Annotated in this window: 11 protein-coding genes; 1 reads left to right on the top strand and 10 read right to left on the bottom strand. The window is 68.8% G+C overall.

Features of this window, described 5'->3' with window-relative positions:
* Positions 1-91: 91 nt before the first annotated feature.
* From KGD84_RS30230 to KGD84_RS30190, 9 genes are all read right to left on the bottom strand, one after another.
* Entirely contained in the window at positions 92-1,045 is a 954-nt protein-coding gene (locus tag KGD84_RS30230) for a PrgI family protein (RefSeq protein ID WP_220563710.1), read from the bottom strand.
* A 30-nt stretch (positions 1,046-1,075) separates the two neighbouring features.
* The gene (locus KGD84_RS30225) at positions 1,076-2,986 is read right to left on the bottom strand and encodes a TrbL/VirB6 family protein (RefSeq protein WP_220563709.1); all 1,911 of its coding nucleotides are present in this window, start codon (positions 2,984-2,986) and stop codon (positions 1,076-1,078) included.
* Positions 2,983-3,354, bottom strand: a complete 372-nt coding sequence (locus KGD84_RS30220; RefSeq protein WP_220563708.1) for a hypothetical protein — start codon at positions 3,352-3,354, stop codon at positions 2,983-2,985. Before KGD84_RS30220 ends, KGD84_RS30225 begins: the two co-directional genes overlap by 4 nt.
* Positions 3,355-3,386: 32 nt before the next feature.
* Positions 3,387-4,190, bottom strand: a complete 804-nt coding sequence (locus KGD84_RS30215) for a sigma-70 family RNA polymerase sigma factor (protein ID WP_220563707.1) — start codon at positions 4,188-4,190, stop codon at positions 3,387-3,389.
* A 278-nt stretch (positions 4,191-4,468) separates the two neighbouring features.
* Positions 4,469-4,945 carry a TrmO family methyltransferase domain-containing protein gene (locus KGD84_RS30210; RefSeq protein WP_255646880.1) on the bottom strand — a complete coding sequence of 159 codons (477 nt, stop codon included), beginning with the start codon at positions 4,943-4,945 and terminating at the stop codon, positions 4,469-4,471.
* Positions 4,946-4,994: 49 nt separating this feature from the next.
* Positions 4,995-5,849: a hypothetical protein gene (locus tag KGD84_RS30205; RefSeq protein ID WP_255646879.1), complete on the bottom strand. Its 855-nt coding sequence runs from the start codon at positions 5,847-5,849 to the stop codon at positions 4,995-4,997.
* 4 nt (positions 5,850-5,853) lie between these two features.
* Positions 5,854-7,149 (bottom strand): histidine--tRNA ligase, encoded by a 1,296-nt coding sequence (gene hisS, locus KGD84_RS30200; protein ID WP_220563705.1) that lies wholly within the window; start codon positions 7,147-7,149, stop codon positions 5,854-5,856.
* Between the two features lie 50 nt (positions 7,150-7,199).
* Positions 7,200-8,435 carry a hypothetical protein gene (locus KGD84_RS30195; protein WP_220563704.1) on the bottom strand — a complete coding sequence of 412 codons (1,236 nt, stop codon included), beginning with the start codon at positions 8,433-8,435 and terminating at the stop codon, positions 7,200-7,202.
* Between the two features lie 41 nt (positions 8,436-8,476).
* The gene (locus KGD84_RS30190; RefSeq protein ID WP_220563703.1) at positions 8,477-8,647 is read right to left on the bottom strand and encodes a hypothetical protein; all 171 of its coding nucleotides are present in this window, start codon (positions 8,645-8,647) and stop codon (positions 8,477-8,479) included.
* A gap of 292 nt (positions 8,648-8,939) precedes the next feature.
* Between KGD84_RS30190 and KGD84_RS30185 the strand changes: the two genes are divergently transcribed.
* Positions 8,940-9,587, top strand: a complete 648-nt coding sequence (locus tag KGD84_RS30185) for an HAD family hydrolase (protein WP_255646878.1) — start codon at positions 8,940-8,942, stop codon at positions 9,585-9,587.
* On the opposite strand, the gene KGD84_RS30180 is transcribed toward KGD84_RS30185, so the two are convergent.
* Complete coding sequence (locus KGD84_RS30180) at positions 9,571-10,797, bottom strand: helix-turn-helix domain-containing protein (protein ID WP_255646877.1); 1,227 nt, start codon at positions 10,795-10,797, stop codon at positions 9,571-9,573. The two genes, KGD84_RS30185 and KGD84_RS30180, sit on opposite strands and share 17 nt — an antisense overlap.
* Between the last annotated feature and the right edge of the window lie 218 nt (positions 10,798-11,015).

Here is an 11,015-nt window from a genome sequence, read left to right as displayed (position 1 = left end):
CCGCCCACCCGCAGGTGACGGGAGCCGACGTGGATCGCCGGACCGCCCAGCTCGGGAGAGCCCGAACGTTCCCGTAGCTTGCGAAGAATCATCACCGCTCCTGTTCGTGCGCGTCGTTGGTCGGGTCCATCCACAGGTCTCCTGCGTCCGGGGCGTGGGTCAGGGGTGCTTCGGGAGAGGCCATCGACACGCGCAGCACCTGCTCGGCGTCTTGTCCGTCCAACACCTGGGCGCGCACCCCGATCGCCGAGAGCCGCCCGGCGGTGTCTCGGGCCGTGCGTCCCAGAGCCGCCCTGGCCCGTCGGGCGGACCCGGTGGCGGTGACCACGACCAGGACCTGCTGGTGGGACAGCTCATGCGTCGCGGCCAGCCCGTCCAGGAATTCGGCATGGCCCACGGCGGCATCGGCCAAGGCCGGGTACGGCAGGTGAGCGGCGTGCGCGCGGATCATCTCGGCCAGGGCCGTGAGGTCGGCGGTGCGGCGCTGCACGACGAGCTGCACCGGTTCGGTGAGAGCGTCCAGAACTCCGGCGAACGCCGCCAGCACCTGGCCGCGTTCGCGCGCGGAGGAGAGCTGGAAGGGGACGGTGGTGCAGGCGATGACCACCGCGCACCGCCTACCCAGGTCGATCACGCCCTCCGGGGTGATCGCTGAGGCGGGCAGCCGCAGCGGCTCTATACGGGGCGTTCGCCGTACCCTGGGCGCCCACCGCGGCCGGGCAGGAACCTGACCCGACGGCGCGGCCACCAGGTGTTTGGGGGCAGCAACCCACCGCATCGCCTGGGCAACCAGCTTCTCCAGCCCTTGGCCGCCTTTCTCGCCCAGCGCGAGGGCGATGACGACCCCAAGGGCGGGGACCAGGGCGGCCACGATCGCCCACCACGGGAGGTGGTCGCGCAGGAGCAGGTAGATTCCCCAGGCTCCGGCCAGAGCCGGGGCCAGGAGCAGGCACTGCCGCGCGGTCAGACCGAACAGAATCGGTTCGGGCCGGTCGATGTCGGCCGGTATACGGCTCCTCCACACCGTTTTCTCATCCGAGGCCATGAGCATTCCTCCTTGTCATCGGTGGTGCCGTCACGAGTCGTCCCGCCTTGCTCCCGGCCTCGGGGGCGGGAAGAGCCCGTATTGCTTCCACACCCGCCTGGGGCTGGAGAACAGCGGGATCTGCCCCTTCACCTGGGGGCGCTTGTCCCAGGACAGGGCGGGCATCGACGGCAGGTGCCGCAGCCCCTCCGTCGCCCGGGGACGGGGCCCGACCCATCCCAGGCGTTCAGGGGCGCGCCTGCCGGGCACCCGCACCGGCGGGGGCGTGGGCAGCACCAGCTGCCGCCACCGCCGCCGCGGAGCCATCGTGGGCGGAGCCGGTTGCGGCCGCACGGCCGGTGCGGCCGGGCGCGGGAACAGCACCTGCTGACCCGTCTTGGGTGATCCGGGCATGCGTCCCTCCTCCAGAGCACGACGTGGCGGAACTCCGGGCAGGCCGCGCGGCGCCCCGGGTGAGGGCAGCGGGCGCTGGCCGGGCAGGGCGAACGGGCGACCGAGACCGCCTGATGTGCCGGGGCCTCCCGGTGTGCCGGGGCCGCCGCCACCGGGAGGTGCTCCCGGACCGGCCGGCCACGGCCCGGTGGTCCCGCCGGGGCCGGGCAGCCCCGGGCGGCCCGCGCCGAGCGCCCCGGCCGGGTCGGGTGGGTCGTGGCGGGGCCGGTACCACCAGGTCTGCGGCTGCAACGGCTGCAACCCGCTCGGCGGGGTCGGGGTGTGGCGCGGCAGCGGCCTGCCCGACGGGGCCGGTGTCCGTCTGGGCCAGCGCACCCCCAGACCGGGCAGATTGCTTGCGGTCCGCGGTAGGCGCAGGCCGCTGACGCTGCGGAAGGCGAGCATCCACGCGATGTTCTTCAACAGGCTCGCGATCGGCGAGGTGCCGGGATTGGGCTGCCACACCAGGCGCATCACCCACGACCCGATCCGGATCTGGGTGTAGATCAGCACCAGCAGCAGCATGAGCTGCATCAACCAGTCGCCGTCCCCCACCTCGTCCCCGTCGGCGGAGGGGGTGTGGTTGATATCGGCGAAGGTCATCTGCCCCTCGAAGAACAGCTTCGCCAGGGACATGAACACGACCGCCTGCCCAACGGGGATGGCGCACAGGCCCGCCATGCACCGCCACCACATCTCCGCGATCCGGTTGGTCTGCGGCAGGGCGTGGAAGATCAACAGGATCGGGGCGCCGATGACCAGGACGATGGCCATGCAGATGCGCACCGCCTCGGTGATCATCCACACCACGAACAGCACCACCACGACCACCACCAACAGCACGGTGAAGATCAGGGCTTCGGCGACCAGGGCGTCGAGCCGGTCGCGGAAGTTCTCGGCCGCCTCCCGGGGGTCGATGGACTGGGCGCCGATCGCGGCCGAGACCTGGTTGGAGACGGTGATCATCTCGGTGGAGATCCACAGCGAGACGTTCGCCGCGACGAACCCCCACACGATGCGGGGCAGGATGTCGGCGGCCGAGTAGCGCATCTGTACGGTCTGGTGGCCCATCGCGATCAGACCGCCCGCCACCACCAGCAGCACGAACAGGGTGTTGGACACGCCCAGGATCCCGGCGTGCAGCCCTTGCATGCCCTCGGTGGGGACGGGGGTGTGGAACGCCTTGGACGCCAGCCACCCCAGCGCGGGGTTCAACCCGCTGACGGCGAAGTCGGCGAACCAGTTCGAGACGTGGCACCCGGCGTCGATCAGGTCGCAGTCGAAGACGGCGTCGTCGACCTCCAACTCCACCGGCTCCGGCTCCACCACCGGAGGCTCCCCACCCTCGGGGTCCTCCGGCGGTGGCAGCGGGTCATCGGTGATCTCCGGCTCGGCCTCGGGTGCGGGTTCGGGTTCTTCCGGTGGCGGGTCGTCGGACGGAGGCGGTAGCGGGTCGTCGCTGATCTCCAGGTCCGCGGGCGACCGCCCACCGGGCAGGGGCGAGGTCACTGGCCGCCCCCGGTCTGTGCGGCGAGCACCCAGTCCAGGATCTGCATGAGCGTGCTGGCCAGGACCGCGATGCCGTAGCCGATGGCGGTCCCGGTCAGCGCCCGCTTGGCCGAATCGATCGAACCCGGTTCCCCGCCCGCCACCATCCACCGCACCCCGGCGATCGTCAGGAACAGCGTGCCCAGGGCCGTGCCGAGCACGATGAGGATCAGCTGCACCCGGTCCACGATCTGGAGCAGCGCCGAGGCCTCCTGCTCGGCGCCCTCCCGGGTCTGTGCCCAGGCCCACGAGACATCCCCGGTGACCAGCAACCCGACGGCTCCCACCAGAGCCAGCCCCCACCAGACCTTCTGCGCCGGTGAACGCATACGTTCCCCTCCCTTCTTCGCAGTGACGCCTTTCAGGAAGCGGGACGAAGGCGCGAATGCGACACGGGAAGAGCGGCGACTTTCGACAGCAGCGGGACCACGACCCCGGCAGGGGAGGAGGCGGTCGGTTCGGTGTCCAGAGCCGTGGAGGCTTGCACATCACCGGACCGGATGGCTTTGGCCAGACGCTTCTCAGCGCGCTCACGCCGTTTGGCCGCGGCCTTGTAGGAGACCCCCAACCGCTGGGCCACATCGGCGAGCACGTTGTCTTCCAACCGGGTGGAGGCGATGAGATCGGCCTCGGAAGCGGTGATGACCCCACCCCGCACTGCGGCGATGAGCACCAAGTCGCAGTTCCCGCGCGTGTCGAGGCCGGGGTCGCTTTCGTTGCGTGCTCCTCCGTAGGGCGTCGGAGCGTCCATTTCGTGCTTGCGGGCGGAGAGCCCGGCCCGGTGCGCGGGCCGGGTCAGGTACCAGGCCAGCCGCCAGTACGAGAGGTTGATGGTCCGGACCTGCTGGATGGTCGCGGCCACAACCGCCGACTCCACCTCGTACCGGTCAGCAGGGCTGAATCCTCGCCCGGCCCGGGAGGCCGCTGCCCGCAAGGCCGGCATGCACAGGCCCAAGGCACCGGTCATCCAGTCCGAGGACCTGCGGGCGGCGCGGATGGTGTGCCGCCAGACCTCGTCGCGAACCTCGTAAGGCGTGCCGTCGGTGAGCAGGATGCGGCGCAGCTCGGTGAGCGGGTAGGGGCGGGGTTCGAGCCAGGGGTGGACCTGGTCGCCGTTCAGCACCAGGTGGGTGGGGGCCAGGTGCCGGAAGGCGTTCTCGACCACGTGCAGAGGTGAGCGCGAGCCCATGAGCAGACCTTTCGCCAGTGCGGGTCATCGGACACCCGCACCTTGACGAACGCCCTGCTCAGAGCACTTTCACGCCGGACTCAGGCCGGACTCACGGCGCACTCAAAGGCCGCTCAGAAGGTAAAGAATCCACCAAGGCATGGTCGGTGGAGGACGACGAAAGCCCTGCTAGCAAGGGCTGGTGATGCCTTGTGAGCAGGGCTCTGAGAACCGAAAAGAGATTTGTTGGGCAGATGGCGGCCGTGGTGCCGCAGCTACGTGTCTGAGCGCTTCTCCCAGTACCGGCTGAGCATTTCTCCGGGCCAGGAGGGCTGGTTGACCTCTCCGCGCGGGCCGAACTCGGCGAACCACGGGGCGATGTCGTAGACCGGGGTGCCGTCGACCGCGTCCAGGTCCTCCACGTGCAGGTCACGGCCTTCGACGCTCAGCAGGCGGGGGTGGGAGACCGCGATCCTGGCCGGGCGCCGGTGGTTGCGGTGGACGAACGTCCCCGTCTCCGGCCAGTCCGGGTTGTTGCGCGGGTGGCGTGCCCCGAGGTGCACATCGGCGTCGGAGCCCTTGCTGAAGTGCCACACGACTTCGAGGTGGCTGAATTCCTCCAGGCCCTTCAACGTGTCCAAGGGGAGGTCCTCGTTGAGGCGGATGACGGACCGCACACCGCCCCAGTAGTCGTCACTGACCTCGGGTCGGCCCCCGATGACGGTGGCGATGGGGGAGAGCGTGATCTTCACGATGTTTCCCTTCGGAGCGCTACCATCACGCGCGTTTGGCCCATGGTGATCACGACAGCTCTGCCAGCAGTGACTCTCCTGTCCTGTGGGCATGCTCGGTCTGATCGGTCGCCCTGCCTCGGCGTCTGGCCCCGAGGATCCTGTTCGCGCAGACCCACAGCAGGCTGAGCTTGCCGTCTCGACACGTGAGGCTGGGGTCCAGGCGCTCCGTGATCTCCTCAGCGAAGTCGGGCACACGGAACGCCGACTCCCACAGTTTCGCAGCGTCCAGACCCCTGGGCATCATGCCCCAGCTGTCCCAGTCCAGGAGGAACAGGCGGGGAGCGGTGAGGTTGGCCCAGTGCAGATCCCCGTGGCCGATCACCCAATCAGAGACAGTTGTGTCGATCGAGATGCCGAACGCTTCGCGGATGGAGCGGTCGATGTCCTCCTGGACAAGGGAGACACGGTCGGTGTCCGTGCGAGCCAGGTACTCCAGCGCGGCGGAAAGGTTCTCCCACCACTGTTCGGTCAGCTTGGGAGCCTTGTCCAGGATGTAACCGGTGGAGACCGTGGGCTCGTGTATGAGGGTCATCTCCTCGGCACGGCAGACGAGGCCGTCGTTCATCCAGTGCACCGCCTGGATGAACGACGGTTTGGGGACGCCGAGCACGGCCATCGAGGCCTCCAACCCGCTGAACTCGCGGGAGAAGACCCTGGACGGCGGATGCCAGCTGATACGCACCCAAGTCCCACGCGTTGTCGGAACCCCTACCGACGGGCGAGATCCCCGCACCACCAGGTGATCCTCGATGAGGCCGGTGCCCAGCCTGGCTGCCGCCGCTTCGAGCAGTCCCGGCGGTCTCGCCTGAGCCTGGAGGCGGACGGATGCCGGGGCGTTGCGTTCGGGGGTGGGTGCGCTCAATCGGTCACCTTTCGAGGTGCTCCCGCAGGTAGGCGCTGGCCTGCCCCAAGGAGAGGCGGTTCTGATTGCCGGAGACCATGTCCCGGAGGGTGACCTCGCCGGACTCCTGCTCCTCGGGGCCGAAGATCACCGCGTATCGCGCGTTCTGAGCGTTCGCCCACTGCAGCTGCTTGCCGAGTTTGCCGGAGGAGCCCAGGTAGGTGCCGACCCGCAGACCGTGCGCGCGCAGTTCGCTCGCCAGTTTCATCAGCTCGGCCTGCCCGCCCAACACCGTCATCGCGACGTCGAGCCCAACTGCGGGAGCGTCGCCGGCGTCCTGGAGGGCCAGGATGCGCTCGATACCGATGGAACCCCCGCAGGCGGGCATGTCCGGGCCGCCCAGCGAGGCGACCAGACCGTCGTAACGTCCACCCGCCGCGATCGACCCGGGGAAGCCTTCGGCTTCCACCTCGTAGATCGCACCGGTGTAATAGTCCAGCCCGCGCACCATGCGCGGGGCGAACACGGCCCGGTCGCCCAGGCTGGAGGTCAACTCCAGCAGGCTGTCGATCTGGTCGAGGCCGCGCTGGCCGCGCTCGTTGGTGGCGAGCTTGGACCGGATCAGGTCCTGGTCGTCCGAGGAGACGTCCTCGGCCAGGCGTTCGGCACTCGCCACGTCCAAGCCGCGCTCATCGACCAGCTCCTTGGCGACGGCACCCACGCCCACCTTGTCGAGCTTGTCCAGAGTGGCCAGGACCCCGTCACCGTTCTCCTCTGCGACGCCGTAGACCTCCAGAAGACCGCGGAGCGCTTCGCGGCTGTTGACGAGGAAGCGGAACCGCTCCACACCCAGAGCGTCCAAGCTCTCAGCCAGGGCCAGGACCACCTCGGCATCGGCCAACGGGGAAGCCGAACCCACCGTGTCGATGTCGCACTGGACGAACTCCCGGAACCGCCCCTCCTGCGGGCGGTCGGCCCGCCATACAGGGCCGATGGCGTAGCGCTTGTAGGGATTGGGAAGCTTCGCCCCGTGGGTGCCGATGACCCGGGCCAGAGGAACCGTGTGGTCGTAGCGCAGCGCCAGGTCGGGCTTGCCGGAGGCCTCGTGGACCCCGCGACGCAGGATCTTGAACAGGAGCTGGGAGGCCTCTTCGCCGTACTTGCCGGTCAGCACCTCCAGCCGCTCGAAGGCGGGGGTCTCCAGCGGGTCGAACCCGTAGCGCTCGAAGACGTCGCTGACGGTGGCGAACGCCGCCCTACGGCGGCGCAGGTCGTCGGCGAGGAAGTCCCTCGTTCCGGAGGGGGCTGCTGACTTGGCCATGTGAACGCTTACTCCTGCTGTGGTTTCAGGCTTCCCGGGATGGCGTCAGACTACTGTGGGTCAGGTTCGCTGACCGACCAGTCAGGGAAGTGCCGGGCCAGGAGCTCCACCAGCGCGGCGCGGTCCTCGGAGCTGCCGTGACCGGTGTGCAGAAGCGGTGTCCCGTCGACGGCCTCCAGTTCCTCCCACCCGTTGAGCGAGTCCATGAGCGTTCGCACCCCCGTCATCAGCGACAGGGACATCTGCGGCACGATCGCGTCCAGGGCGTGTGCCTGGTAGTAGATCGAGGAGCGCCGGGGCGCGGTGGAGTCGATCCGCTCGGAGTAGTTGACCTCGCTCACCTGCGGGTAGCACGAGTCCAGCAGCACCTTCGGCACGTCCCACACCGGCATGAAGCAGTCCACCTCGCCGGTGCGGCGCTTGGGGTAGGGGAGCGGTCGGCGTCCGTTCATCAGGCAGAACAGCAGTTCGGCCATGACGTCCTCGCGGTTGTAGCCCATCAGCAGGCTGGAGCCACCGATCTCCTTGTTGAGCGCGCGACCCACGAGATTGAGGAGCCAGGTCCCGAAGAAGTGGGAGGAGTCGGGCCCGTAGGCGGACCTGATCTCGGACCACAGGGCCTGGGGCGTGGCGCTCATTCCCAGCAGGGCCGCGATGTCCTCCGGGTGGAGCACGCGGTGGCCGAACCCGTGCCCCTCACACAGTTCTCGCGCCCGCTCGGCGGCCGAGCCCCGCCAGAGCGGGTCCAGGACCACGGTGAAGCACAGCACCTGGTCTGCGGGGAGGCCTCGCGCCGTGACGTAGCGGCGCAGACCCTGCACGATGCTGCTGGAGTCGCCGCCACCGGAGATCCCGGCGACCAGCGGGAGCTCCACGCGGTGTTCGTGGAGGAAGTCCGCGATCTTGTCGAAGACCATCTCGCGGAGCTGGTCGTCGTCGACGAGGTGGACGCCGTGGAGGGCGTCCTTCTCCGCGTACTTGAGGTCGTACATGGCCGCGACCGGGCGGTCCGTGTGCGCGAACGTGGTGAGGGCGGGCGGGATCAGGTCGGCGTCGGTGTTGCGCATGCACTGCAGGATGACGTTGCTCGTCTCGGGGATCGCGTCGAGCGTGTGAGAGATGGGAACGGGCCGCAGGCTCCCGTCGCCGGGTACTTCGTAGGCCTGGAACATGGACGGCGGAAAGCGGTTCGCGCGCAGCAGATCGGCGAACGACAGGGCGTCCTTCTGCGCCAGGGTCCTCGCCCCGTTGGCGAAGAGCAGTGTGACCCGTTCCCAGTTACTCACTCAAGACTCCTTCGTTTTCTGAGGCGGACGGACTCGTCGGTCTAGTAGTGAGCGGTCAGGGCGGAGCAGGACAGCGTCTCCTCCACCCGGGGCATGGTCATCCGGTCCATGCCGACCTGCGGCAGGGTGAGAGTCATGATCCTGCCGAGGTCGGCGGTGGTGAGCTGCGTCGTGTGGTCGGTGGACGTCGTGAGACTGGCCTTGTTGCTCATGTGCGCCTTTCCGTGGGGTTGTCACCATCGCGATGACCGGGACCGGTCCGCCGCCCAGCGGGGTTCGTACCGCGAACGGTGACCGGAGTCAGCAGTGTCGCGCGAACCGGGACACCGACCTATGCGCACGCGCATAATCTCGTCGTTCGATTTATGCGCGGTGTTCGAAAAACCCGGCATGGCCAGTGCGTGGGGATGTAGGGCTTTGGGTGCGGATGCCTTGATCGGCCGCTGGTTCTACGCTGAACACCGAGAGTCCCGTGCACGTCAGGTCTGGAAAGAGCAGGAGAGCATGATTCGCTCAGTGGTGTTCGACGTCGGAGAAACCCTCATTGACGACACCCGGGAGTGGGCGCGATGGGCCGACTGGCTGAACGTTCCCCTGCACACCTTCTCCGCCGTCCTGGGTGCTGTGACGGCCGAGGGGCGCAACAACGCGGAGACCTTCGACTACTTCCGTCCAGGCTTCGACCTGGCCGAGGAGCGCCAACGGCGTGAGGACGCGGGACGTGGGGAACTCATCGAGGACGTGGACCTGTACCCCGACGTTCGGCCCGGACTACAGGCCCTGCGGGAGGCCGGACTCTGGGTGGGGATCGCCGGAAATCAGACCGCCCGTGCCGGAGAGCTCCTCCGACAGCTGGACCTTCCCGTCGATGGCATCGCCACATCCGGGGAGTGGGGGGTGGCCAAACCCGACCCCGGCTTCTTCGACCGTGTCATCGCCATGGCTCCCGGGGAACCGCAGGAGATCGTGTACGTGGGCGACCACCGCGACAACGACGTTCTCCCCGCCCGTGAAGCGGGGCTGCGGCCGGCGCTGATCCGTCGCGGCCCCTGGGGCTACCTGTGGGCGGACGAGCCCCAGGTGCGCGCGCACGCGGACTGGGTCATCGACTCGATCAAGGAACTGCCGGGCCTGCTCACCGCAAGGGACTGACCCCGGTCTGAGCGACGAACTCACGAGCCTGCGCCTGGGCCCGGCTGGACGACAGCAGCAGCCCCGACAACGCCCGCACGTGGGGATTGAGCCGTGTGTGCTCCGGGGCTCTCTGCCATGCGGCCCGAAGGTTGGCCAAGGCCACCTCCTGGCGTCCGAGGAGGTGGTGGGCACGGGCCACGTCGATGAAGTAGTGCGAAGCCCGCTCAGCGGGAAGCTCCAGGGGCGGGGTCCAACCTGCGGCCGCGTGGAGCGCCTGGTCGGGGTCCTCGCACTCCAGGGCCAGGGTGACCTGGTGGATGCGCACGGAGGCGCTACCGAAAGCCGTGCCGGTGTAGACCGCCTCCCGGGTGTGCTCGGCGGCGAGGCGCGCTTGTGCCAGGTGGGGCGCGGCCTGTCGGGGATTGTGGTCCCTCGCGGCGAACACGGCGGCGCGCATGTGCAGGGACCCGTAGGCCGCCCATGAGCGCGCGTCCGAGGGCGTCAGGTTCTCGGCTGCGCGTTCGAGCAGGCGGCGTCCGGCTTCGTACTCGCCGGAGCAGAAGAAGGTCTCCCCGCGTACGTAGGTGGCGGCGGCCCGTGTGACGTCGTCTCCGGTCTGGTCGGCTGCCCACAGGAGCACCTGGATGGTGCGGGCTGAGAGGTGGTGGAGGCCGAACTTGTCGGCGATCGCGTCGGCGGCCCGGTACGCCTGCACCAGCAGGCGGGCCGCATGGGCACGTTCTTGCCCGTGGTGGCTCAACAGGGAGCGGCTCAGCTCTGGGAGCAGCTCCGGGAGGCGTTTCATCAGGCAGCTGTAGTGGGAGTTCAGGCGGCACCGAATGATGCTGTTGACTTCTCGCTGGAGCTGGCCGAGAGACCGCACCCGCCCGTCGTCGGGGAGGTCGTACCGGTTGACGAGGGATTCCAGCAGTGCGATGCCCTGCTTCCAGTCGACATCACCGCTTCCGCTTGCGGGCGTCGGCTGCTCGGGCTCGGCGAGGGAGCGAGGTGTTTCGTCGGCTGGGAGCGGGTCCAAGGCTCCGAGCCCCTGGAGAGCCTCGTGGATCTTGCGTCGGTCGCTGAGTCCTTTGCCTGCTTCAGCGCGCGTGATGGTGCTTTGGGCGACCCCGCACATCCTGGCCAGGGCTTCCTGGGACAGGTTCTTGACTCGGCGGCGCAGAAAACGGATCACCCGCTGGGCGTCACGTTCCCTGACGGCGTCCACCATCTCCGGATCCCGCCATACCCACGAGGGGATGCACTGACAGGACCCATGGTGGGCGCCGCGGTCCCGCCCGCAGTTTCCACAACGCATCGAGGGGTTCCTCCGTCACCTGGGGGTGCAACGAGATCACTCCACAGTAACCACGGGGCCGTCTGCGCGTTCGGGTTCTTTCCAAAGCGGAGTGGCCTTCTTCGGAGTCTCTGCGCCTGTCGGAAGCGAGA

This window comes from Nocardiopsis changdeensis, from assembly GCF_018316655.1.
GTDB lineage: Bacteria > Actinomycetota > Actinomycetes > Streptosporangiales > Streptosporangiaceae > Nocardiopsis > Nocardiopsis changdeensis.
Note: the sequence above shows the minus strand (reverse complement) of the source record. Positions and strands in the feature narration are given on the sequence as shown.

Excerpts from the sequence above, each read along its gene's own strand:
- KGD84_RS30230 (WP_220563710.1), bottom strand. The coding sequence starts at position 1,045 with ATGGCCTCGGATGAGAAAACGGTGTGGAGGAGCCGTATACCGGCCGAC.
- KGD84_RS30220 (WP_220563708.1), bottom strand. The coding sequence starts at position 3,354 with ATGCGTTCACCGGCGCAGAAGGTCTGGTGGGGGCTGGCTCTGGTGGGA.
- hisS (WP_220563705.1), bottom strand. The coding sequence starts at position 7,149 with ATGGCCAAGTCAGCAGCCCCCTCCGGAACGAGGGACTTCCTCGCCGAC.
- KGD84_RS30190 (WP_220563703.1), bottom strand. The coding sequence starts at position 8,647 with ATGAGCAACAAGGCCAGTCTCACGACGTCCACCGACCACACGACGCAG.
- KGD84_RS30185 (WP_255646878.1), top strand. The coding sequence starts at position 8,940 with ATGATTCGCTCAGTGGTGTTCGACGTCGGAGAAACCCTCATTGACGAC.
- KGD84_RS30180 (WP_255646877.1), bottom strand. The coding sequence starts at position 10,797 with ATGGTGGACGCCGTCAGGGAACGTGACGCCCAGCGGGTGATCCGTTTT.